Here is a 23,013-nt window from a genome sequence, read left to right as displayed (position 1 = left end):
AAACTTATTATAATTGTAGGTATTTATCGATTTTTAACCGCGATGGGTATCAAAAAATAATGGGGGGTGTAAATAATTTTATGGAATTGTGATGAAAACTCTAAATTTGTGCAAATGACGTTATGCATAAGCAATAAAAAAGGGACTTTTCAACGAAAAGTCCCCGTATGACGTTTGTTAACGATTAATGAACGTTATTATTTTCAGGATGAACGTCGCCATCCGCCTTCAGGGTGGCCAGATCCATCGCGTTGAACTCGTAGTCGGAACCGCAATAATCACAGTGCATTTCAATTTTGCCGTCTTCTTCCAGCATTTCCAGAATCTCTTCATCCGGCAGCGTCAGCAGGGCACCGGCGCAACGTTCGCGCGAGCAGGTGCAGCGGAAACACACATCCTGCGGTTCATACAGTGTGACTTCTTCCTGATGATACAGACGATAAAGCACTTCGTTAGCGGGCAGGGTGAACAGCTCTTCTGCCTTGATGGTGGTGGTCAGCTGAGCCAGATGGCTGAATTCTTCCGGGTCGGTCTCTTCGGCTGGCAGCACCTGCAACAACATGCCGCCTGCGGCTGGCTGGCCTTCAGATTCACCGGTACGGATGAAAATGCGGGTCGGCAGCTGTTCTGACTGCATGAAGTAGTTTTCCAGGCACTCAGCAAGGTTTTCACCTTCCAGACCGACGACGCCCTGATAGCGTTCACCCGCGCTTGGGGAAATGGTAATCACCATGTAGCCATTGCCAATCATCTCTTTCAGCGAACTGCCTTCAGTGATATCACCCTGCAGGCGCGCGATGCCGCGCAGTTCCTGACGGTTATTCCCGTTGATCACTGCCAGTTTCAGCGGGCCATCGCCTTGCAACTGAACGGTGATGTCTCCGTCAAATTTCAGCGTAGCGGTCAGCAGGCTGGTGGCGACCAGCATTTCGCCCAGAAGATTACGCACTTCTGCCGGGTAATCGTGACCGGCAACGATCTGCTGGAAGGTTTCATTGAGCGCGACCAGTTCACCGCGGACGGCGTGATTATTGAACAGGTAACGGTGCAGTTGGTCATGATTGGACATAGTTTTCTCTCTCAGTGACGATCACTCTTGATCGCCATATTTAAATTTGATCAGGTTGCGGCGTTCCTTTTTATCCGGACGTCTGTCCGGGTGCGGCATCGCATTCATTTTGCGCGCTGCCGAGATTTTCTCCCGGCTGACGATGCTCGCGTCGGTTTCCTGATAAAGCGTCTGCGCTTCTTCCGCACTGCGGCGCTGAGTGGTCAGCCCCAGCACTATGATCGTTTTGGCGTCATTTCCCTGACGAAGGGTGATTTCGGCATTCAGTTCCATCAGCTTGCTGGGTTTTCCCCGCTGGCCGTTGTAATGCACTTTGCCGCCGTCAATCATCTCGCGTGCCAGCGCGCGGGTCTTATAAAAACGAGCCGCCCACAGCCATTTATCGAGACGGACTGCGTTGTCGTCGTCTTCCGTTTTGCTTTTCATTTTGCTCCCCTGAACGTACCGGTATTACCTGTCCGGGCCTGCCACGGGGTCAATCGAAGGCAACAGGCTGCGGAAGTCATTGATCGAGGGATAACCCTGAAATGACTTGTCTGCCATCGTGGAATCCGGATTTTCTATACCCAGACAATAGCGGATACCGAAGGTTTTTGCCGCATTCAGGATGGGTTCACCGTCATCGACAAACAATGTCCTCTCAGGATTAAAACCGGTCTGTTCTTGAACCGCAGACCACAACCGCTGATCTTCCTTCGGATAACCAAATGTGTGGGTGGAAAGTAATAAATCAAGGTGCTGGTCCAAACCGGTATGTTCAATTTTAACCGAAAGGCTGTGCGGATGCGCATTGGTCAGCAAAATGGTCTGGCGTCCGGATTGTCGCAAATGAGTCAGAAATGGCACCGTATCGTCACGTAAGCGCGCATTTTTGCCGATGTTGGTGGTCATCTGGTAGATATCAAGATCTAACCGTTCACTCCAGTAATCAAAGCAATACCAGTTCATGGTGTGCTGAACGGCAAGATATTCGTCATGAATAATCTGACGCGCATTCTCCAGCGGAATGGCGCGTTGCTGGCTGAGCGCCAGCGGCACATCCTGCAACCAGAACTGGCTGTCAAAGGCCAGATCCAGCAGCGTGCCATCCATATCAAGTAATACGGTGTCGATGTTGTTCCAGTCAAAATCAGGGGGCATGACAACTCCATGTCCTGGCGGCTGGATGGACGTCGGGCGGCGCAGGAACGAATGATGAAAAGCAGGGAAGGGCGTCAGGGTAACATAATCAGTCACGGCGGCGCAGTGCCACCGTGTGTTGGTCAGCCCGGTTTATGGACCCGCATGGGCACCCGCTCAGGGTGAATCAAGAGTTGTAATATTGCTGAATATCGTCGATACGGTGTTTATCTTTCACGAAGCGGCGGACAAACAGCACGGTATTCACCAGCAGAATACCGATAAGCAGGAACAGCAATAAACTGGTGCCGAGATATCGCCACAGCGTCGAAATGTCCGGTTCACTGTGCAGCGAAATGTGACGGGTTCCGTTGGCATCAACGCTGATACTGGTGATAACGCCCTGCGCGCTGAACGGCGTATGCAGCAAAAGCGTAGAGAGATGTTGCAGCTGTTTCCACTGATCCTGCGGCGGATTGGCGTATAACCCGACCGGTGGCACCGGCATTTCAATCAGCTGATGACCTTCATCGTTGCTGATCAAGAATCCGCCCGGCGGCGGGCTGTTCAGGCTGTCAGCGGCGCGGCGGGTTTCCTGAATAAAGAACGACGATGTGGCGTTGTTGACCAGTTCACTCAGGGATTGCGCGCTGACCGGGCGCAGCAGGACGTTGATCCCCTGCAAAGAACCGGCCTTGGCGCGTTTCACCAATGCGTTCCAGTTGCTTGAGTTCCCCAGATTGACCAGCGCATTTTTCAGGCGTACGCAATCATTGCTCTTGCCGCATAACGTTTCCGTTTTCAGCACAATATCCGCGAAATCATCAAGCAGGATCATGCCGGATTTTTCAATGGCGGTCGCCAGTTGCGGGTTAATGTTCTGCTCAGGGGTTTCACCGGGGTGCATCTGGTTATTCACCGTAGTCTGAAGCGCGGTGGCGGCGTCAATAATTTCGGACTGCGGGACCGGTAACGGCGTTGCGGTATTCCAGTAAATTCCTGAACAATCAAAAGGCATATAACCGGAGGCTGTCCGGCTGGCGGAAGGCGGAACGTAGCACATACCGGTGCCCTGAACCTTCAGGGTATCGCCGACGCGCAATGCGGTTTTTTCCAGTTCCTGCACGCTGTTGACCTGAGTACTTTGTGCACCCTGAAGCCACGCAACGCTGAGTTTTAAAGGTAAACCAAGAGGGACATAAACCAGTAAAGCCAGCAGCAGGAGGAAAGCACAGGTCGCCAGCACCAGATTTTTACCCCAAAGCTGGAGCGGGAATTTTTTCACTTCTTCGTGTAACGACAATGAGCTTCCCTGACGGACGACCTGGCTGTTCATATAGACTTCAACGTCGGTCGGTTGCCCTAAATCACGCCCGATATAAGGCTGCCAGTGCGACGGATAAACCAGATCGACAGCGCCGAGCGAAATATTGCTGATATCGCCTTGTTTAGATTCGCCAAACAGCCCCCAGCGTTTAGGTAAGCCCCGCAGGCAATGGATTTCTTTACGGTTTTTACCTAAACGCTCGGAGACCAGCCGCCAGACAACCCATGCGACCAGACAGGCGGAAAGCGTCAGCAGCCAGGGCAACAGCATGACCGGACTTTGCAGCATGATGAACAACAACAGAAGCGCGCCGGAGAGGGCCAGCGCCTCTTTCACGCCGTTAGAACGGGTCAGCGCGTGCTCTTCCCGTGTTTCCCTGCGCACTTTCACCAGTTCGATGTGTTCGCTTTCTTCATGACGAATCGAGGCATTTTGCGGCTGGGAAGGCATGACAGCAGAAACCGGTGCGGGACCTTCGTACACGTGATCGGCCAGCGTATGGCCATTAAGTGAGATCACCAGCGGCATGGTTTGGGTTTTGATCAGCTCGACCTGATTTTCCTGGGCAATATATTGCTCCCAGAAAGGAGGAAGATGGATTTCAGTGGCGTCCAGAAAGTAGCGCCACTTGTTGGGATCTTCGCTGGCGACACCATAACGCGTGATCGCCTTCGTCATGCTGTAGACATTCTGGCTTTTTGTCGTCAGGGTGAGCTTATCGCGCAGGATAATCAGATCATTGCGGTGAGTAATGGGTGTCTGCCCGAGACCTTCATTCTGGCGTAAATAGCGTTCAACGGCGTCGCGTTCTTTTTGCGAAAGTTTTCGCAGGCTGGGTGTAGGAAAGCGCACGACAGAGTCGTCGCGCTGGCGACGATGCATGACAAGCCAAAAATACGATCCTGTAGCAATGATTGCGATACACAACAACACCAGTGTCACGACTACTGTGCTCATCCGATCCCCGTTCAGACGTGGGTGACTTACGTCAACTCTGTGAAAGTATTATACATAAACGAAATACACATTCCGCGCGCGGTGGCCTTTTTGATAGGAATTTTATTGTTGCTTGCCTGAATCGCGTGCACAAAAACACCACTGTAAAGGATACCGGCATTTGTGAAGCGGCGGGTATCGGTATAATCCTATTTTGAAGTCAGTGCATTTTTGTTAAAGCAAAAGTGTGACGCCCGTAAGTCAGCGGCTTTTTTTTAAACGGGTCGGGTGTGCTTTTTAAACAAAAATTCTTGCTTAAGGGATCGGTGGCACGGATGTTATTCTGTAAATATTGCGATTCTGGCCCGCATTAACGCACAATGACTTCTGTAAGCGGCTTTTTAATCGTAAAACGAACCCATTAAAATGCCTCTGGTCAGGTGAATAATAAGCTGGGGATGAAATGACACAACACCTGCAAAAACCGAAAATCCTGAAGGTGGAAACCGTTGCCCGTTCGCGTTTGTTCACCATTGAATCTGTCGAGCTGGCTTTCAGCAATGGCGCCGAGCGCGTCTATGAACGCATGCGCCCTTCAGAGCGCGAAGCGGTGATGATTATTCCGGTCATTGATGACGAACTGGTGCTTATCCACGAATACGCGGTGGGCATCGAAAGTTACGAGCTGGGATTCCCCAAAGGGCTCATTGATGCCGGTGAAGGTGTGCTTGAAGCGGCGAACCGTGAACTGATGGAAGAAGTCGGTTTTGGCGCGCGGCACTTCGATGTGCTGGCAAAACTGACCATGGCACCTTCTTATTTCTCCAGCCGTATGAATATCGTCATCGCTAAAGATTTGTATCTGCAAAGCCTCGAGGGCGATGAGCCGGAGCCATTACCGCAAACCCGCTGGCCGGTTTCGCGCATGATGGAATTGCTGCAACATCCGGATTTTTGCGAGGCACGCAACGTCAGCGCATTATTCCTTGCGCATGATTTCCTGACGCGCAACGCGCGCTAGAAGAGTTAAATCTAAAAAAAAAGCCGGTCGTGCATTATGCAGACCGGCTTTTTATTATCCGGCATTTCTGCCGGACAATGTATTCTTTCACACCCATCAGAACAGTTCGTGTTCCTGACCATTATCCATAATGGTGGTTCCGACTTCATGAACCGCATGCTCAGTCGGCTGCGTCCCGTCGATGAAGTATTCAGGACGGCTGTTACCACCGCCGTCGGACAACTTACCGGTGCTCTTATCGATGGTCACGCTCACAATGCCCGGAGGCGGCGTCTGTGGCTGTTCCGGCACGCCTTCCAGCACAGATTTCATGTAATCATCCCATGCTGGCTGGGCGCTCTTCGCCCCGCCTTCATAGCCTGAAATCTGATCCGGGATTGCGCCGGAAGCCGTCGTGCGGCCCAAATCTCGGCGGTGATCGTCAAAACCAATCCAGACCGAGGTGACCACTTCCGGGCCGCCGTATCCGGAGAACCAGGCATCTTTCGAGCTGTTAGTCGTCCCGGTTTTGCCGCCGATATCATGACGCTTCAAATCACGGCCCGCGCGCCAGCCTGTTCCCATCCAGCCCGGCTCGCCGAAGATGTTGGAGTTCAGGGCGTCGCTGATCAGGAATGACAGCGGTGCGCTGATAACGTGCGGAGCGTATTGCTGCGCGGCATCAACCTGCGGCGAGTTTGGCGGAACCTGTTCCAGCTGCGGCGTCGGTACGCTGGCATTGTTGTCTGAAGTAGACGTTGCCACGTTTTCAACATTGTCATCCGACAGCACGGCAGATTTCTGAGTTTCGCCGTAAATCACCGGAATATTACAGGTGCGGCAGGCGATTTTCGGTTTGGCTTCAAACTGTACCTGACCGGATTCATCGACGATTTTGGTGATGAAATACGGGTCAACCAGGAAGCCGCCGTTGGTCAGCGTCGCGTAACCACGCACAACCTGCAGCGGGGTGAAGGAAGCCGAGCCCAGCGCCAGTGATTCGGAGTGAACAATGTTCGCTGCCGGGAAGCCGAAACGTTGCAGATATTCTGCCGCGTAATCCACACCCATCGCGCGCATTGCACGCACCATCACCACGTTCTTGGATTCACCTAAACCCTGACGTAAACGGATCGGGCCGTAGTAGGTTGGCGGTGAGTTTTTCGGACGCCAGTCAGTGCCTGCGCCGGCATCCCAGCGTGTAATCGGCATATCGTTGAGGATAGTGGCCAGTGTCAGGCCCTTATCCATCGCCGCAGTGTACAGGAACGGTTTGATGTTCGAACCGAGCTGACGCACCGCCTGATTAGCACGGTTAAATTTGCTCTGGTTGAAGTCAAAGCCGCCAACCAGCGCTTCAATGGCACCGTCAGTCGAGTTCAGGGAAACAATGGCCGAGTTGACGTCAGGAACCTGCGCCAGCCACCAGTCATCGCCCACTTTGCGCACCCAAACCTGTTGGCCGGGTTGCACCACGTCTGAGACGCGCTTCGGCGTTGCGCCCTGAGCCGTGTCGCTGCGATAAGGACGCGCCCAGCGCATTCCGCTGTAAGGCAGAGTGATCACCGCGCGGTTGGACATCGTCGCGGTTGCCTGAGTGTCACCCGTTGCGGTAATCACGGCCGGGAACAGCGGGCCATAAACCGGCAGCGTTTTCAGAGACTGAACAATCTTGTTCTCATCCCACGCAGGCTCGCCGACTTTCCATAACTGATTTGACGGACCACGGTAGCCATGACGCATATCGTAGTTCATCACGTTGGTGCGCAAAGCTTCCTGCGCGGCCAGCTGAGTTTTCTTGGTGATGGTGGTGTAGACCATATAGCCGTCGTTATAGGCGTTGTCGCCATAACGTTTCACCATCTCCTGACGCACCATTTCAGTCAGGTACGGGGCGGAGAATTCAATATGCGGGGCGTGATAATTCGCCACCAGCGGCTCTGCACGAGCCTGATCGTACTGCGCCTGCGTGATGTATTTCTCATCCAGCATACGGGCCAGCACGGTATTACGGCGTGCCAGAGAACGGTCATGAGAATACAGCGGGTTGAACGTTGACGGCGCTTTTGGCAGACCGGCAATTACCGCCATTTCGCTGAGTGTCAGCTGATCAACGTTTTTACCGAAGTAAACCTGCGCTGCGGCACCGACACCATAGGCGCGGTAACCGAGGTAGATCTTGTTCAGATACAACTCAAGGATTTCATCTTTGGTCATCATCTGTTCGATACGGATGGCCAGGAAAGCTTCCTTGATTTTACGGGTCAGCGTGCGTTCAGGGCTGAGGAAGAAGTTACGGGCCAACTGCTGAGTGATCGTACTCGCGCCCTGTGAGGCGTGCCCGGACACCAGCGCAACGGAAGCCGCACGGAAAATACCGATCGGATCCACGCCGTGGTGTTCATAGAAACGACTGTCTTCTGTCGCAATAAACGCATGCACCATCTCCGGTGGGATCTGGTCGAGTTTCAGCGGGATACGGCGTTTTTCGCCGTACTGGGCGATTAAATCACCTTCAGCACTGAAAACCTGCATCGGTGTTTGCAAACGCACGTCTTTAAGCGTGGCAACGTCGGGAAGCTGAGGCTCGATATATTTATACAAACCGAAGATCGAGGCTGCTCCCAGCAAAATGCAACACACTGCAAGAATCAATAAATACTTTACGAACTTCACCTGAGATTTCCCATTAAGTGTCAATTGGGCAGTTTATAAACAACCGCGCAGTAGTATAAAGGCAAGCCAGCAACATGGATACGTTCTTTTATTTACCTGACAATATGGAGATTGAGCGAAAATGCGACTACAAGCATGGCAGGTAGGTCTGGATATTCAAGCCGGTTTTGCCCGTGCGATTGCCGTTCAGCGGCGGCGGCATGGCTGGCAATTACGTCACTGGTGGCAACATCCCTTGCCCGATTTCACGTTGCGGGAGGGGATATTACATGAGACCGCGCCGCTGATCGCCATTTTATCGTGCTGGCGAAAAACGCTGCCGGCGACGATTTCGCTGCGAATAAGCCTTCCTGCACATCGGATTATGCAACAGCGACTGGCTGCGCCGGACGACCGTTTACGCGAACCCGCCCGCAGTGCATTTATCTTTGCCAGCGCCGCGAAGCAGTTTCCGCTGAGCATGGAACATCTGGTCATGGATTACCGCGCTGACCCGCACGGTGACAATCAGATTGTGGTGACGGCGGCCCGGCAGCAGGAAATTGAACAGTGGCTGGCCTGCATGGCTCAGGCGCATCTGTTTCCCGATACGATTGAACTCGCCCCCTGCGCGCTACAGGTTGCCGCGCATGCCGCGGGGATTCCGGGCGATGCGCTGCTAATCCATCCGCTTGATGACGCTTTTTTATGGGCTTCTCCGCACAGCCTGCCTTTTCAGTTTGGCCTGTTTTCTCACGGTGAAATCGAAAGCGAATCCTCTCTTTTGGAGAAAGTGCGCGTTCAATACCGTGCAGCCACATTGTGCCTCCGTGACGTGTTTTTCAGTGGTGAATCACCCCAACCGCTGATGCAAAACTGGTCGCCACTGAGTGCCATCGGTCAGCTTTCTGCGCCGCTTCCGGCCAACCCGGGTGCATTTGCTCCCGCCGTCGGGCTGGCACTCAGGCAGGCAGATTACTGATGCTGCAAGTTAACTTCATGCCGTGGCGAAAATTGCGTCGTCAGCGTCTTTTGCGCTACTGGCTCAGGGTCTTCGTTTGTATTCCCGCGGGGATTGTTTGCGGCGTAATGTGCGTGTCGCTTTTTATGATTCAGGAGCGAACCCTGTTGCAGTTGCATTTATCTGCGCTGAATTACAGCGCACAAAAGCTATCCCTTCAGCAACGCCGGGTGACCTCCGCACGGGCTCAGCTCAAAGAGATCACCGATAAACGCATTGCCAGTCAGCAGCGCAGACAGGCCAGCCTGAACGATTTTCAACTTCTGGCGTTGCTGTCGGCGCAGATCCCGGCGGAAGTCTGGCTGAACGAGCTGACGGAACATCAGGGGCAACTGACGCTAAAAGGAAAGGGCCGTTTTTATCACGACATTCTGGCATTCAGCGAAGCGCTGGCTGTCAGCCCCTTGCTGCGGGATGTTCATCTGTCGAACGTGGAGCAGCAGCCTGATCATGCACTGAGCTTCGTGCTAAAAACGCGGTTTCAATCGCTGAACGCTGCGCCTGTTGAGAAGGTATTGCCATGACGACGACATTCTCCGTGCGCTTTGAGCCGCTGATGGAAAAGCCGGGCTGGCAACGTCTTGCGGCACTGGCGGGGTGCGTGCTGATTCTTGTTCTGCTCTGTTACCCGTTTTGGCTCCGGGGCTTATGGCGGGAGCAAACAGAATTAAAGCAGAAGGCCGGATCGGAGCAACTGACTGTTGCGCGAGCGCAGGCCGCATTATTGCAGTCACCTGTACTGGACAGTATTGAGCCCTCGCTGAAGGAAAATACGCTGGTACAACAACAGAATTTGCCGCTGGCACAGCAATTTGCGCAGCCACTTAAAGACGCGCAGGCCACGCTGGTCCGCTGGCAGCCAGCCGCAGAACCGGCGGGCGGACATCAGGGAGAATTACAGCTCAAATTATCTTTTAGCAGTCTGATGCAATTTCTGTCGGCACTTCAGCAGCGACCAGAACAACCTGCTTTCAGTGAACTGAGTTTGCAGTCTGCCGGAAGTGAAATGACGGCGTCCGTTTTGCTGACACAAACAACAGGGCTGGGTGCACTTCCTGAAAATGAAATCGCAGCGGCGGCAGGGCGAGATCCCTTTGCTGCGGCAGTTTCGCCGTCCTGCACAACAGCCGCTCAACCGTTGTTGTGGAAGTTAAGCGGCATCTCTCATTCCGGTGAACAATTTTCCGGCTGGTTGATTTCGCCGGAGGGGCGATGGACACGTGTTGAAGCTGGCACACAACTCGGTACGCCTGCGTGGACCATCGAAAATCTGGACAGCTCGCACGCTGAACTCAGCATGGCGGATCCCCGCTGTGGTGAGCAGCGGCAGACACTTTGGATAGGCAAAAACGCCAATTCTCCAGGGAAAGGAAATTAATGAAAAACAGTCGTTATTTTTTTGCAGCGTTAATGCTGTGCTTCAGCACGGTGAAAGCGGCAGTGCTGCCGCCGGTGTCTCTTGAATTTCAGTCATCGCCGGTCGCGATGGTGTTGCAGGCGCTTGCGGAAACGCGGGAGTTAAATCTGGTGATTGCGCCCGGTGTCGATGGCCAGATCAGTGTGAAGCTGAAAAATGTCCCCTGGCAGCAGGCGCTCGACATCATCCTGCAAATGAGCCATCTCACCAGCCAGTTGCAGGGGAATGTTTTGCTGGTGTCACCGGTTATTGATCCGCTTTTGGAACAGAAGCAACGTCAGGACGCCGCAGAACAAATGGCACAGCAAAGCCCGGTTCTCAGCCTCACCGTGCCGCTGAAATATGCGGATGCCAAAGAGGTTGCGCTCAGTCTGAATGCGCAAAAGGGCTCGCTGCTTTCGACCAAAGGCAGCGCCACCGCCGATCCGCGCACTAACACACTTTTGCTGCGCGATACTCAGGAGGCGCTCAATGCCGTGGAGCCGTGGGTAAAAGAAATGGACTTGCCGTTGCAGCAGGTACAGCTGTCTGCGCATATCGTCACGATGAACAGCGAAAGCCTGCGGGAATTGGGTGTGCGCTGGGGATTCAACGGTGAGGAAGCGATCACCAAAGCGGTGCGCGTGAATAATTTCAGCATGGGACTGCCGGTGGAGAATCCGATATTTGCTGCAGGTTTTAATCTGGCGCACATTAGCGGCCGGATTCTGGATCTGGAACTTACGGCGCTTGAGCAGGAAGATAAGGTGGATATCATCGCCAGCCCGCGTCTGCTGACGGCGCATATGCAAACCGCCAGCATCAAGCAGGGCACTGAAATTCCGTATCAGGTTTCAAGCGGGGCCAGCGGCAGCACGTCGGTTGAATTCAAAGAAGCGGTGCTCGGTATGGAAGTGACGCCGAAAATTTTGCGCGACGGGCGTATCCAGCTGGCGCTGCAAATCAGCCAGAACATGCCGGGGCGAAGTATTAAACAGGCTGAAGGCGAAGCGCTGGCAATCGATAAGCAGGAAATAAAAACACAGGTGACGGTAAAAGACGGCGAAACTCTGGTACTTGGCGGGATATTTCAGCGTAAAAACCAGAAAACAGACACAAAAGTACCGGTTCTGGGTGACATTCCCGTCGTCGGTTCCTTGTTTAAACATCAGTACATGAATGAACAGCGGCGCGAGTTGGTGATTTTCATCACTCCGACCTTAATCCGCACCCAATAAACGGGTATTCTGGCCTCACTGAAATTGCACAATAACGTTGAGCGCATACAACTTTTTGTGTCGTGAGAGGCTTCTGAGTTTGACGCTGCCGTCGATTTAGCTTACAAGGGTTACCGAATTGAGCACCGTGATCTTTTTATTACGACAGACACGCCGATAAAAACGTACGGTTTCCCTCCTGCGGCGTGCAAAGTGATTTATTCGGTTGCCAAACTACCAAGAGTGTTGAGATAATTTTTTTCTGATCTCGCACTATATCGCTCATGAGGTTTCAGTTTAGGTCCCGCCGCTGATTTGATTGGCGGGGCGGGTTATCATCAACGAATTGTCTTAGTAATACCGAAAAACATGGCAGAGAAACGCAATATCTTTCTGGTTGGGCCTATGGGTGCCGGCAAAAGCACTATTGGTCGACAGTTAGCTCAGCAACTCAATATGGAGTTTTTCGACTCCGATCACGAAATTGAGCGACGTACCGGAGCTGATGTGGGCTGGGTATTTGATTTAGAAGGCGAAGACGGATTCCGCGACCGCGAAGAAAAAGTGATCAACGAACTGACAGAAAAACAGGGCATTGTTCTGGCAACAGGTGGGGGCTCCGTGAAATCACGTGAAACCCGTAACCGGTTGTCGGCGCGTGGCGTTGTCGTCTATCTTGAAACTACCATCGAAAAACAACTGGCGCGTACACAACGCGACAAAAAACGTCCATTATTACAAGTGAGTGCTCCGCCACGTGAAGTGCTTGAAGCACTGGCGAAGGAACGCAATCCTTTGTATGAAGAGATTGCCGACGTCACTATTCGTACCGATGATCAAAGCGCCAAAGTCGTCGCTAACCAGATTATTAACATGCTGGAAAGTAACTGATTCTTGGTTCCAATCATTGCCTGAGGGTGTCAGCTAAAAAGGTTACAAAGCACGACATGGAGAGGATTACCGTAACGTTAGGGGAGCGTAGCTACCCCATTACGATTGCTGCCGGATTGTTCCACGATCCGGCTTCTTTTATGCCGGTAAAGGCAGGCGATCAGGTCATGATAGTGACCAATGAGACGCTTGCCCCTCTCTATCTGGATGCTGTTCGTTCAGTGCTGGAGCAGGCAGGCGTTCGTGTTGATCAGGTGATACTGCCTGATGGTGAACAATACAAATCCCTGACTGTTCTAAATGACGTGTTTTCCGCGCTGCTTGAAAAGCCGCACGGACGTGATACCACGCTGATTGCCCTTGGTGGCGGCGTTGTCGGTGATTTAACCGGCTTCGCGGCTGCCAGTTATCAACGCGGTGTGCGCTTTATTCAGGTGCCAACCACGTTGTTGTCTCAGGTTGATTCCTCCGTTGGCGGTAAAACGGCGGTAAACCATCCGCTTGGAAAAAACATGATCGGCGCGTTTTATCAACCTGCGTCGGTGGTGGTTGATCTCGACTGTCTGCGAACGCTGCCTGCCCGTGAAATGTCATCGGGTCTCGCGGAAGTTATCAAATACGGCATTATTTTGGATGCCGACTTCTTTGTCTGGCTTGAAGACAACATGGACGCATTACTGGCGCTGGATATGAACGCGCTGGCTTATTGCATCCGTCGTTGCTGCGAGCTGAAAGCTGAGGTTGTGGCTGCCGATGAACGTGAAAACGGTATGCGCGCCTTACTGAATCTGGGCCATACTTATGGCCATGCTATTGAAGCACAAATGGGTTATGGCAACTGGCTGCACGGCGAAGCTGTCGCAGCAGGTATGGTGATGGCGTGTTATACCGCGCATCGCCTCGGGCAATTTAGCCTGGGGGATATCGCGCGGGTCAAAGCGTTGTTAACCCGCGCGGGTTTACCGGTTGCAGGCCCGCAGGTCATGGAAGCGCAGTCTTATCTGCCGCACATGATGCGTGATAAGAAAGTACTGGCTGGCGAGCTGCGTCTGGTTTTACCTAAAGCAATTGGTCAGTCTGAAGTGCGCTCCGGCGTATCGCATGAAATGGTGCTGGCTTCGATTGAAGATTGCCGTTAAGACTGCGGCCATTATTTTGGCCAGATAACGACCGATTTTACCAATGCCCAGCAAAGCTTTATTTTTTAGTCAGGAAAGTTGCTCCGCGTAAAACCTGTTTCAGGTTTTTAGCCGGGTTGGAGGTTTTAGATGGATGATTTAACACCGGAAGACGATCTCAAACCAGACACCAGCGATCGCCGCCCACCGCGCGCGCGCAAACCGTCTCCTTCCATTCCTAAGGTTCCTGTTAATCGTCAGTACGTGATGATCGGCATTGGTATTGTGGTGCTGGTATTGCTGATTGTCGGCATTGGTTCCGCCATGAAGTCGCCAACGACTACCCCATCCGCGCAGCAGAACAACGGGCCTAAAGACATCAACCTTGCGGGTAATGACCCTGCGGGCAACAATGCCGCTGCACCGGCTCAGCCTTCCGCGCAAGCTCAGGCAAATACAGCGCAGGCGACCAACGGTCAGCAACCTCAGAGCATTGGCTTGCCACCGGTTTCTTCTACTCCGACTGAAGCACAACCTCTGCCAGACACCGGGCAGAAAGAGCGTGTCGATCTGCCAGGCGATATGGGCGATGCCTTATCTTCTCAGCAGAATCAGGTGGATGGCGTTGCGCAGGGCAGCATGACACCCGGTGCCCAGTCACTGACTTCTTTACCGACGGCTCCGGCCACGGTGAACGGTTCGGCGCGTACCCAGACACCTGCGGGCGTTCAGCCTTCAGCAACGCATACCCGACCGGCACAACCTGCGCGGAATACTCAACCTGCTCATACCGCGAAACCGGCTGAACACAAACCGGCGGCAACGCCATCGCATACCGCGAAGTCTCAGCCTCAGACGACCAAATCTCCGGCGACACATTCGTCAGCAGCACCGGCTGTTTCAGCCCCTGTTGTTGCATCCGGCAGCGCTTCGGCGATTAAATCTGCGCCGGGTTCGCATTTTACCCTTCAATTGAGCGGCGCTTCTCAGTCCAGTACGTTGAACGCGTTCGCAAGAGAGCAGGGCCTGAAAAATTATCTGGTTTATCAGACCGCCCGCGACGGGAAGCCGTGGTTTGTACTGGTCAGTGGCAACTACGCGTCTTCTGCAGAGGCTAAGCGTGCCATTTCCAGTTTGCCTGCGGAGGTTCAGGCGAAAAAACCGTGGGTCAAGCCTGTACATCAGGTACAGCAAGACCTTAAAAAATGAATCTGATCTCAACGCGATTTGCTGTCTAAAAACAAGATACAATCCGCGGCTGTGAATTGTATAAGTAGCTAACTGACGGCATGAAGAAGAACCGCGCGTTTTTGAAGTGGGCTGGCGGCAAATACCCGCTGATAGATGACATCCGACGTCATCTTCCAGCGGGAGATTGTTTGATAGAGCCTTTTGTTGGCGCGGGTTCGGTATTTTTGAATACCGAGTATGACGCTTATATTCTGGCGGACATCAACAGCGACCTGATCAATCTCTATAACATCGTGAAAATGCGTACAGAAGAATTTGTGCGCGACGCCCGTGTGCTTTTCACGCCTGAGTATAATGATTCAGATCGTTTTTACGCACTGAGGGCTGAGTTTAATGCCAGCAGCGATCCTTATCGTCGTTCGGTACTTTTCCTCTATCTCAACCGCCATTGTTACAACGGCCTCTGTCGTTATAATCTCAGTGGTGCGTTTAACGTCCCGTTCGGGCGCTATAAAAAGCCGTATTTCCCTGAAGAAGAGCTCCACTGGTTTGCTGAAAAAGCCCGTAATGCCGTGTTTGTTTGCGAGCATTATCAGGATACTTTGCTGAAAGCGCGGTCGGGTTCGGTGGTGTATTGCGATCCTCCTTATGCACCGCTTTCGGCGACGGCCAATTTTACGGCGTACCACACCAACAGTTTTAGTATGGAAGATCAGCGCAATCTGGCACGGCTGGCGTATCAGCTTTCCCATGAAAATAATGTGCCGGTGCTGATTTCCAACCACGAAACACCGCTGACGCTGGAATGGTACGCAGAAGCGAAACAGCTGCACCGCGTCTCGGCGCGCCGGACCATCAGCAGCAAAGTGGCCCAACGCAGCATGGTGAATGAACTTTTAGCGTTATATCGCTGATTGCCGGATAGCCGGTGATCATCTGGTAACCTTATCGTTTGGAGAAGCGGATGAAACAGTTTTTGATTGCACCGTCCATTCTATCGGCTGACTTTGCCCGTTTGGGTGAAGACACGGCGAAAGCATTGGAAGCTGGCGGAGATGTCGTCCATTTTGATGTGATGGACAATCACTACGTCCCGAATTTGACGATGGGACCGATGGTTCTCAAGTCACTGCGCAATTACGGCATCACCGCGCCGATTGACGTGCATCTGATGGTCAAACCGGTCGATCGCTTGATCCCGGATTTTGCAGAGGCCGGGGCGTCTTACATCACTTTCCATCCCGAAGCCTCCGAGCACGTTGACCGCTCGCTGCAACTGATTAAAAGCCACGGCTGCAAAGCCGGTCTGGTTTTCAACCCTGCGACGTCCCTGAGTTATCTGGATTATGTTCTCGATAAACTTGATGTGATCCTGCTGATGTCCGTGAATCCGGGCTTTGGCGGTCAGTCATTTATTCCGGGTACGCTCGATAAACTGCGCCAGGTGCGCAAAATTATCGATGACAGCGGTTACGACATTCGTCTTGAAATCGATGGCGGCGTGAAAGCCGAGAATATCCGCGAAATCGCCGCAGCCGGTGCAGACATGTTTGTCGCCGGTTCTGCCATCTTTAACCAGCCTGACTACCGCACCGTGATTGACCATATGCGCAGTGAACTGGCTAAGGTCTCCCATGGCTGAGCCTCTTGTTGCCCGCGGTATTGCATTTGATTTAGACGGCACGCTGGTCGACAGCGCGCCGGGCCTCTCCGAAGCGGTTGATTTGGCGCTGCGTGATTTTGATTTACCTGCCGCTGGCGTTGAGCGCCTGAGCACCTGGATTGGTAACGGTGCCGACGTGATGGTTGAACGCGCGGTTCGCTGGGCAGAAGGTGATTTGTCACCGGAATTCCTGCAAAAAGTGCGCGATAAGTTTGACCATTACTACGCCGATACCGCCGCTTCTGGCAGCCGTTTATACCCGCAGGTGAAAGAAACGCTGGCCGCGCTGGCGGCTCGGGATCTGCCATTAGGGCTGGTCACTAACAAACCCACGCCGTTTATCGCGCCTTTGCTTGCGTCACTGGGCATTGATAGCTATTTCTCGCTGGTGATTGGCGGGGATGACGTCGTGGTGAAAAAACCGCATCCGGCACCGGTCTATCTGATGCTGGGAAAACTCGGTCTGCGTGCCAGTGAAATGGTATTTGTGGGCGATTCCCGCAACGATATTCAGTGCGCTCAGGCGGCAGGCTGCCCTTGTGTGGGCATGACTTACGGCTATAACTACGGTGAATCTATCGCGCTGACTAAACCCGATCACGTGCTGGATCATTTCGCCGACCTTTTGCCCACTCTGGGGCTGTCATCTTTAAAAGATCAGGAAGCATAAAATGAGTAAACCCATCGTATTTAGTGGCGCACAGCCTTCCGGTGAACTGACCATTGGCAACTACATGGGTGCGCTGCGTCAATGGGTTCATATGCAGGACGATTACGAATGCATTTACTGCATCGTCGATTTGCATGCGATCACCGTCCGTCAGGATCCCGCCCAGCTGCGTAAAGCGACGCTTGATACGCTGGCGCTTTATCTGGCTGTCGGCATTGATCCGAAGAAAAGTACCATCTTCGTGCAGTCTCATGTTCCTGAGCATTCCCAGCTGAGCTGGGCGCTGAACTGTTATACCTATTTCGGTGAGCTGGGTCGCATGACGCAGTTCAAAGACAAATCAGCGCGTTACGAAACGTCCAACAGCGAAAGCATCACCGCGGGTCTGTTTGATTACCCGGTGCTGATGGCCGCCGATATTCTGCTGTACCAGACCAACCAGGTGCCAGTCGGTGAAGACCAGAAACAACATCTGGAACTGAGCCGCGATATCGCCAGCCGTTTCAATGCGCTGTACGGTGAGGTGTTTACCGTGCCTGAGCCGTTTATTCCGAAATCTGGCGCGCGCGTGATGTCGTTGCAGGAACCGACTAAAAAGATGTCCAAGTCGGATGACAACCGTAAAAACGTGATCGGCCTGCTGGAAGATCCGAAAGCGGTGTCCAAAAAAATCAAAAGCGCGATGACCGACTCCGAAGAGCCGCCTGTCGTGCGTTATGACGTGAAAAACAAGCCGGGCGTGTCTAACCTGCTGGATATTCTGTCCGGCGTAACAGGCAAAGCGATTCCCGAACTGGAAGCCCAATTCGAAGGCCAGATGTATGGTCATTTGAAAGGCGCTGTCGCAGAAGCGGTTGCCGGTATGCTGACGGAAGTGCAGGAACGTTATCACCGTTTCCGCAACGACGAAGCTTACCTGCAGGAAGTGATGCGCGAAGGCGCTGAAAAAGCCCGCGCACGTGCAAAAGTGACGCTTGCAAAAGCCTATGAAGCTATCGGTTTTGTACCTGCGCCTTAACCGCTGAGTCTGTCTGAAAATGAAAAGCCACGCCTTCCGGGACGTGGCTTTTTTGTTTTGGATTACCGGGGGAAGAACGCGTTAAGAGCCAGCGTTGAAGTTGTAGGTAAATGTCGCGTTGTAGCGCCAGTCACGGGAATGGCTGTCGAGCGGCGTATCGCCAATGGCCCGTGCGGCTTCGACCGATAACGTGTAATGACGGTTATCGCCAAACATCACGCCAATCGCATAAGACGACAGATTCTGTTTCGGTAATCCGGCCTGATTGAATCCGGTGTGCGCCCCGTCAATCACCGTGTAAGGCTGAATGGTTTTCAGCCAGTCTCCTTGTTCCAGATTTTGTATGTAGCGAAGCTCCACCTGCCCGCCGACGCCGTAATCGCCTTGTGCGTCGCTGTCCGGATAACCGCGCCCGTAATGCAGCGCGCCGAAATTGACCCGTTCAGGTTCCGGCAAATCATTGTCTGACCAGTCACCTTCGACCGAGGTACTGAGCCGCCATTTTTTGTCGAACAGATACGCGGCGTCGCCGTTGAATTTCCAGCGTGTAAACGTCAGATCGGCATTGGGCGTGGAATTCGTTGCGCCCAGCCCGTCGATCCCCTGGCGGACGTTAAATTTCGTGCTCCAGTATGACTGGTCGTATTCGCGATAACCCGCCAGCGTGATCTCCGCCGCCGGATAGCGTATGCGCTGGTTGACGTCGGGAAGTTGTATTTGCTGGTTGCCGCGTTTTGCCCATAAATCGTATTCATATTTTTTGTCGAGATAATCAAGCCCGCCGCTGATCGTCCACTGTTTTTTACGCGTCAGCTCTAACGGATAACTGAACACCACACCGCCGTTGTATTGCGTTTGGGTATTCTGCGAACCCACGGTAATGCCGTTCGGCAGCGACAAAATGGTGTTGTAGTCTTTGTCTTTCTGCTGGTAATAACTGCCTTTGAGCTGCATCAGCAGCCCGTCGTCCCCGAGATATTGCTGATAGTTCAGACCCGCGTAGGTTTTCCGCGTACTGCTTTCCAGCGGGATTAGCGTCGCAATTCCCAGCTGTTCGCCGTAAGTGCTCAGCCCGCTGAGCGTGGCGTTGACCACGGCGGAACTGTCGCCTTTGCGCGTATCGACGGCGGTCTGAATATTCCAGTTACGCGGGCGCAAAGCCTGCACATTGAGCACGGTAGCGCCGTAGATATTGTCAGGGTTATTGGCGGACGCGGTCACTTTGGTGTCCGGCGTGCGCTCCATCAGGATGGTGTAGCGCTCGAACGTATTCTGCGTCAGCGGTTTATCCGCCATGATGTGCTGCGACAGTTTACTCAGCCAGCGCCCGACCTGCTGATTATCACTGTGGATCTGCGTGCCGGAAATATACCCTTCTACCAGCCCGATTTTCACCACACCATCGTTGAAATTATCCGCCGGAATGTACGCGTAAGAGAGCACGAATCCGTCCTGGTGATAACGCCGGGTAATTCCGTCCGTGGCCGCCAGTAGCTGTGAGAGTGGCACTTTCTTGCCGACGAGAGGAGAGAAGGGCGCGGCCAGTGAATCCAGCGGATATTGCGTGCCACCGACAAACTGAATGTGTTTCACGTCTATCAGCGTCTGAGGTGTCAGGCCGGGGGCCGTTTTTTGTGCGGGCAGTTCGATTTTTTGCGTTTTAGCCGGAGGTTGTGAAATCGGCTGGGCCAGCCGGGCCGGATTATTCGGGTCAATCAACGTTGGGAACATATCTGCCGAACTGTAACCGACGACAGAGCCCAGTAACGCCACTATGCAGGATTTTATTCTCATAAACATTCCTTTGAACGCACAGGCAAATGTGGGAACCCGGAGGGAGAAGCCCGCTCACCGGATGTCCGGACAGCGGGCTTTTTACAGCAACGATCTATTGTGTTTTATTCACCTTCAGGCCGAGCCCGCCGGTGACCGTCCCCAGCGTGGTCCCAACGCCCGCAACCAGACCGCCTGATTGTGTGAGCGAAGCGCCTGCGCCTGCGGAAATACCACCGGAATTACCGGCGGTGGTCGTTGTTGTGCTGCTGGCCGGGATCAGAAGGGTGCCGGTTTTAGACACGGCCTGACCGGTATCGGTCACCGCAGTGCCCAGACCCGCCAGCGCTGGCGTGCTGGTTGAAACCTGTGTCCCGACGGAGCTGACCGTGCCGCCCACCTGATTCAGCAAGCCGTTAACGGGTGCGCCTAAACCGGTCGCGCCGCCCACGGTTTGCGTGGTGGTTTGTACACTGGCGACAACCGGCGTCACGATGCCTGTCGCCGCCGTAGTGACGCCCGAAAGCGCACCGCTCTGCACGTTTTGCGCCAGACCGTTACCGGTCGTGGTGACCAGTGATCCGACGTTATTCACCAGACCGCCCGTCGCACCGGTTACGCCACGGAGCGGCGTTCCGGCAGTGTTAGCCGCAATGGACGTGCCGAGACCGGAGACACCGGTGCCTAAATCAGCCACGGCTTTAGGTACGCCTGCCACCGTGGTGCCAATGGCATTAGGATTGGTGCCAAGCTGGCCCACACCGTTCTGAATGCCGCTGCCCACGGCAGTGACCGCGTTCCCGGCGCTGTCGATGATGGTGACGACGCCGGTGCCTGCGACCGGAATATTACTGACAGGTGTCTGGCTGGCGATACTGCTGACTTGTGTTCCCAGACCACTGACTGCGCCACCTGCACTGCTCAGGATGGTGCCGGTAGTGAGAGTGGTGGATGTCGTCCCGGTTCCTGTCCCTGTTCCTGTCCCTGTTCCCGTCCCTGTACCTGTACCTGTTCCGGTACCTGTACCTGTTCCATTGCCTGCGGTGGTGGTTCCGCCGCCGGTCGTCGTGATGCCTGTTCCGGCTCCATTTCCGGCGGTCGTGGTGCCGTCACTGCCTGTTGTTGTCCCGTCTCCGGTCGTTGCCGAGCCGGTGGTGGACGTTTTTGCCGTATGAGAAGAACCGCCGCCGCCACTGCCGCTACAGGCAGCCAGTGACAGGGCAACTAAGATTGCCAAAGCAACCTTTTTTACATGACCAATATGAATGGTATGGCGCATGATTTGACCCTCCACGGGAGAATACGCCACAGTTGGCGTACTTAAAGTTTAAGTTGAAGATTCTGAATATTCCATTTGTGTGGCGTGATTATTTTGCATTTTGGAGGGTGATTTCTGTTAATGAGGTTTTTTATTCTGTTATAAGAATTTTCTTATAATTTCAGGCAGAGAAATGAAAGGGTATTCACTTCTCTGAATTGATTAAAAAAATAAATGGGGTTTCGCGGCGGGATGAGACTTACTGCGGCGTTTCGCTGGCAAACCAGTTGAGTTTCTGGCGCAGGCTGACCACGCTGCCGACGATAATCAGACTCGGGCTTTGCACCTGTTTTGCCAGATTTTCGAGGTCAGTCAGGTTTCCGGTGACCACGCGCTGCTGCTGGCTGGTGCCGTTTTCGACCAGCGCAACAGGCGTTTGTGAGGCTAAACCGTTTTCCAGCAGACGGCGCTGGATCTCGCCCGCCTGCGTGAGTCCCATATAAAACACCAGCGTTTGCTGACCCTGCGCCAGACACGCCCAGTCGAGCGCGCCGTCCTGTTTGGCGTGACCGGTGATTAAGCGGACGCTTTGCGCATGATCACGGTGCGTCAGCGGAATGCCGCTGTAGGCTGAACAGCCCGAGGCGGCGGTAATGCCCGGCACAACGGAAAACGCGATGCCCGCCGCTTTCAGCGCTTCCAGCTCCTCGCCGCCACGGCCAAAGATAAACGGATCGCCCCCTTTCAGGCGCACAACGCGTTTGCCCATTTGCGCCTGTTCCAGCAGAATTTCGTTGATACGTTCCTGGGGAACACAATGATGCCCGGCGCGTTTGCCGACGAAAATACGCTCGGCGTCGCGGCGCACCAGATTCAGCACGCCGTCGGAAACCAGCCGGTCGTAAACCACCACATCGGCCAGTTGCATCTGTTGCAAACCTTTGAGCGTCAGCAGACCGGCATCGCCCGGCCCGGCACCGACCAGGATCACCTCGCCGTGTTTATCCACCGGCTCGCTGAATAATTCTTCGAGATATTGCCCGCTTTGCGCGTCGTCATTATTGGCGAGAGATTGCGCCAGACGATGATGATTAAACAGCTTTTCCCACCAGCGGCGACGGTCGGACATCTCACTGAACTGCGCCTTGACCCGCGCACGTAATCCGCCCGCAACCTGCGCCAGTTTGCCCAGATGCTGCGGCAAAATGGATTCCAGACGTTCGCGCAACAGTCGCGCCAGAACCGGCGCATTGCCGCCGGAAGAGACGGCGATCATCAGCGGTGAACGGTCGATAATCGACGGCATAATCACGCTCGCGCTTTCCGGCGCGTCCACCACGTTACAGAAAACGCGGCGTTGCTCGGCGGCTTCGCTGACTTCCTGATTGACTAAATCAGAATCCGTCGCGGCAATGATCAGCCACTTTTCATCGACCAGCAGCGGCGAGAATTCGCCTTTCAGCAGGCGGACTTTGCCTTCGTCGGCCCAAATCTGAAATTGTGACGTGAAGGTGAGGGCGTTCACCGTCAGTTTCGCACCGGCATCGAGCAGCAAACGGGCTTTGCGTTCGGCAACGTCACCGGCACCCACCAGCAGACAGGCTCTGTTTTTTAACTGACAAAAGAGGGGCAAATAATCCATGACGACGTTCCCGAAAGCAGATAACAACGCCGCCCGAAGGCGGCGTGAA

At 53.8% G+C, this 23,013-nt stretch carries 20 protein-coding genes; 12 read left to right on the top strand and 8 right to left on the bottom strand.

What is annotated here, in order from left to right:
* Positions 1–184: 184 nt before the first annotated feature.
* The 4 genes from hslO to BV494_RS15445 all read right to left on the bottom strand — a co-directional run bounded on the left by hslO (position 185) and on the right by BV494_RS15445 (position 4,472).
* Positions 185–1,069 (bottom strand): Hsp33 family molecular chaperone HslO, encoded by an 885-nt coding sequence (gene hslO / locus BV494_RS15460; protein ID WP_104923644.1) that lies wholly within the window; start codon positions 1,067–1,069, stop codon positions 185–187.
* Between the two features lie 21 nt (positions 1,070–1,090).
* Positions 1,091–1,495 carry a ribosome-associated heat shock protein Hsp15 gene (gene hslR / locus BV494_RS15455; protein ID WP_104923643.1) on the bottom strand — a complete coding sequence of 135 codons (405 nt, stop codon included), beginning with the start codon at positions 1,493–1,495 and terminating at the stop codon, positions 1,091–1,093.
* A gap of 24 nt (positions 1,496–1,519) precedes the next feature.
* On the bottom strand, positions 1,520–2,209 hold the full coding sequence (yrfG, locus tag BV494_RS15450; protein WP_104923642.1) for a GMP/IMP nucleotidase: 690 nt from the start codon (positions 2,207–2,209) through the stop codon (positions 1,520–1,522).
* 166 nt (positions 2,210–2,375) lie between these two features.
* The gene (locus BV494_RS15445; RefSeq protein WP_192938015.1) at positions 2,376–4,472 is read right to left on the bottom strand and encodes an intracellular growth attenuator family protein; all 2,097 of its coding nucleotides are present in this window, start codon (positions 4,470–4,472) and stop codon (positions 2,376–2,378) included.
* A gap of 442 nt (positions 4,473–4,914) precedes the next feature.
* Between BV494_RS15445 and nudE the strand changes: the two genes are divergently transcribed.
* The gene (nudE, locus tag BV494_RS15440) at positions 4,915–5,472 is read left to right on the top strand and encodes an ADP compounds hydrolase NudE (protein WP_104923641.1); all 558 of its coding nucleotides are present in this window, start codon (positions 4,915–4,917) and stop codon (positions 5,470–5,472) included.
* Positions 5,473–5,568: 96 nt separating this feature from the next.
* On the opposite strand, the gene mrcA is transcribed toward nudE, so the two are convergent.
* Entirely contained in the window at positions 5,569–8,127 is a 2,559-nt protein-coding gene (mrcA, locus tag BV494_RS15435) for a peptidoglycan glycosyltransferase/peptidoglycan DD-transpeptidase MrcA (RefSeq protein ID WP_104923640.1), read from the bottom strand.
* Between the two features lie 121 nt (positions 8,128–8,248).
* Here mrcA and pilM point away from each other — a divergent pair, with 121 nt between their 5' ends.
* The 11 genes from pilM (at position 8,249) to trpS (ending at position 18,291) form a co-directional block, all read left to right on the top strand.
* Positions 8,249–9,088 carry a pilus assembly protein PilM gene (pilM, locus tag BV494_RS15430; protein WP_104923639.1) on the top strand — a complete coding sequence of 280 codons (840 nt, stop codon included), beginning with the start codon at positions 8,249–8,251 and terminating at the stop codon, positions 9,086–9,088.
* Positions 9,088–9,651: a PilN domain-containing protein gene (locus tag BV494_RS15425; RefSeq protein ID WP_104923638.1), complete on the top strand. Its 564-nt coding sequence runs from the start codon at positions 9,088–9,090 to the stop codon at positions 9,649–9,651. The genes pilM and BV494_RS15425 overlap by 1 nt, the downstream gene beginning before the upstream one ends.
* Positions 9,648–10,505, top strand: coding sequence for a HofO family protein (locus BV494_RS15420; protein WP_104923637.1), 858 nt, complete (start codon positions 9,648–9,650; stop codon positions 10,503–10,505). The genes BV494_RS15425 and BV494_RS15420 overlap by 4 nt, the downstream gene beginning before the upstream one ends.
* A complete protein-coding gene (gene hofQ, locus BV494_RS15415) occupies positions 10,505–11,761 on the top strand; it encodes a DNA uptake porin HofQ (RefSeq protein WP_104923636.1) in 1,257 nt (418 codons plus the stop codon). Before BV494_RS15420 ends, hofQ begins: the two co-directional genes overlap by 1 nt.
* A gap of 348 nt (positions 11,762–12,109) precedes the next feature.
* Positions 12,110–12,631 (top strand): shikimate kinase AroK, encoded by a 522-nt coding sequence (aroK, locus tag BV494_RS15410; protein WP_104923635.1) that lies wholly within the window; start codon positions 12,110–12,112, stop codon positions 12,629–12,631.
* A 56-nt stretch (positions 12,632–12,687) separates the two neighbouring features.
* Positions 12,688–13,770: a 3-dehydroquinate synthase gene (gene aroB / locus BV494_RS15405; protein ID WP_104923634.1), complete on the top strand. Its 1,083-nt coding sequence runs from the start codon at positions 12,688–12,690 to the stop codon at positions 13,768–13,770.
* 129 nt (positions 13,771–13,899) lie between these two features.
* Positions 13,900–14,958 carry an SPOR domain-containing protein gene (locus BV494_RS15400; protein WP_104923633.1) on the top strand — a complete coding sequence of 353 codons (1,059 nt, stop codon included), beginning with the start codon at positions 13,900–13,902 and terminating at the stop codon, positions 14,956–14,958.
* Between the two features lie 80 nt (positions 14,959–15,038).
* Positions 15,039–15,854, top strand: coding sequence for an adenine-specific DNA-methyltransferase (gene dam, locus BV494_RS15395; RefSeq protein WP_104923632.1), 816 nt, complete (start codon positions 15,039–15,041; stop codon positions 15,852–15,854).
* A 50-nt stretch (positions 15,855–15,904) separates the two neighbouring features.
* Positions 15,905–16,582, top strand: coding sequence for a ribulose-phosphate 3-epimerase (rpe, locus tag BV494_RS15390; protein ID WP_104923631.1), 678 nt, complete (start codon positions 15,905–15,907; stop codon positions 16,580–16,582).
* Positions 16,575–17,273 (top strand): phosphoglycolate phosphatase, encoded by a 699-nt coding sequence (locus BV494_RS15385; protein ID WP_104923630.1) that lies wholly within the window; start codon positions 16,575–16,577, stop codon positions 17,271–17,273. The genes rpe and BV494_RS15385 overlap by 8 nt, the downstream gene beginning before the upstream one ends.
* 1 nt (position 17,274) lies before the next feature.
* Entirely contained in the window at positions 17,275–18,291 is a 1,017-nt protein-coding gene (gene trpS / locus BV494_RS15380; RefSeq protein WP_104923629.1) for a tryptophan--tRNA ligase, read from the top strand.
* Between the two features lie 81 nt (positions 18,292–18,372).
* Here trpS and BV494_RS15375 read toward each other — a convergent pair whose 3' ends face one another.
* The 3 genes from BV494_RS15375 to cysG all read right to left on the bottom strand — a co-directional run bounded on the left by BV494_RS15375 (position 18,373) and on the right by cysG (position 22,964).
* On the bottom strand, positions 18,373–20,091 hold the full coding sequence (locus BV494_RS15375; protein WP_439958364.1) for a ShlB/FhaC/HecB family hemolysin secretion/activation protein: 1,719 nt from the start codon (positions 20,089–20,091) through the stop codon (positions 18,373–18,375).
* 88 nt (positions 20,092–20,179) lie between these two features.
* A complete protein-coding gene (locus tag BV494_RS15370) occupies positions 20,180–21,343 on the bottom strand; it encodes a collagen-like triple helix repeat-containing protein (protein ID WP_104923627.1) in 1,164 nt (387 codons plus the stop codon).
* 238 nt (positions 21,344–21,581) lie between these two features.
* Complete coding sequence (gene cysG, locus BV494_RS15365; protein WP_104923626.1) at positions 21,582–22,964, bottom strand: siroheme synthase CysG; 1,383 nt, start codon at positions 22,962–22,964, stop codon at positions 21,582–21,584.
* Between the last annotated feature and the right edge of the window lie 49 nt (positions 22,965–23,013).

It is taken from the genome of Rahnella sikkimica (assembly GCF_002951615.1).
Classification (GTDB): Bacteria; Pseudomonadota; Gammaproteobacteria; order Enterobacterales; family Enterobacteriaceae; genus Rahnella; species Rahnella sikkimica.
This window is presented reverse-complemented; position numbering and strand designations above follow the sequence as displayed.

What these genes read in the sequence shown, in the direction of transcription:
- hslO (WP_104923644.1), bottom strand. Translation starts at nt 1,069, where the DNA reads ATGTCCAATCATGACCAACTGCACCGTTACCTGTTCAATAATCACGCC.
- hslR (WP_104923643.1), bottom strand. Translation starts at nt 1,495, where the DNA reads ATGAAAAGCAAAACGGAAGACGACGACAACGCAGTCCGTCTCGATAAA.
- yrfG (WP_104923642.1), bottom strand. Translation starts at nt 2,209, where the DNA reads ATGCCCCCTGATTTTGACTGGAACAACATCGACACCGTATTACTTGAT.
- BV494_RS15445 (WP_192938015.1), bottom strand. Translation starts at nt 4,472, where the DNA reads ATGAGCACAGTAGTCGTGACACTGGTGTTGTTGTGTATCGCAATCATT.
- nudE (WP_104923641.1), top strand. Translation starts at nt 4,915, where the DNA reads ATGACACAACACCTGCAAAAACCGAAAATCCTGAAGGTGGAAACCGTT.
- pilM (WP_104923639.1), top strand. Translation starts at nt 8,249, where the DNA reads ATGCGACTACAAGCATGGCAGGTAGGTCTGGATATTCAAGCCGGTTTT.
- BV494_RS15425 (WP_104923638.1), top strand. Translation starts at nt 9,088, where the DNA reads ATGCTGCAAGTTAACTTCATGCCGTGGCGAAAATTGCGTCGTCAGCGT.
- BV494_RS15420 (WP_104923637.1), top strand. Translation starts at nt 9,648, where the DNA reads ATGACGACGACATTCTCCGTGCGCTTTGAGCCGCTGATGGAAAAGCCG.
- hofQ (WP_104923636.1), top strand. Translation starts at nt 10,505, where the DNA reads ATGAAAAACAGTCGTTATTTTTTTGCAGCGTTAATGCTGTGCTTCAGC.
- aroK (WP_104923635.1), top strand. Translation starts at nt 12,110, where the DNA reads ATGGCAGAGAAACGCAATATCTTTCTGGTTGGGCCTATGGGTGCCGGC.
- aroB (WP_104923634.1), top strand. Translation starts at nt 12,688, where the DNA reads ATGGAGAGGATTACCGTAACGTTAGGGGAGCGTAGCTACCCCATTACG.
- BV494_RS15400 (WP_104923633.1), top strand. Translation starts at nt 13,900, where the DNA reads ATGGATGATTTAACACCGGAAGACGATCTCAAACCAGACACCAGCGAT.
- dam (WP_104923632.1), top strand. Translation starts at nt 15,039, where the DNA reads ATGAAGAAGAACCGCGCGTTTTTGAAGTGGGCTGGCGGCAAATACCCG.
- rpe (WP_104923631.1), top strand. Translation starts at nt 15,905, where the DNA reads ATGAAACAGTTTTTGATTGCACCGTCCATTCTATCGGCTGACTTTGCC.
- BV494_RS15385 (WP_104923630.1), top strand. Translation starts at nt 16,575, where the DNA reads ATGGCTGAGCCTCTTGTTGCCCGCGGTATTGCATTTGATTTAGACGGC.
- trpS (WP_104923629.1), top strand. Translation starts at nt 17,275, where the DNA reads ATGAGTAAACCCATCGTATTTAGTGGCGCACAGCCTTCCGGTGAACTG.
- BV494_RS15375 (WP_439958364.1), bottom strand. Translation starts at nt 20,091, where the DNA reads ATGTTTATGAGAATAAAATCCTGCATAGTGGCGTTACTGGGCTCTGTC.
- BV494_RS15370 (WP_104923627.1), bottom strand. Translation starts at nt 21,343, where the DNA reads ATGCGCCATACCATTCATATTGGTCATGTAAAAAAGGTTGCTTTGGCA.
- cysG (WP_104923626.1), bottom strand. Translation starts at nt 22,964, where the DNA reads ATGGATTATTTGCCCCTCTTTTGTCAGTTAAAAAACAGAGCCTGTCTG.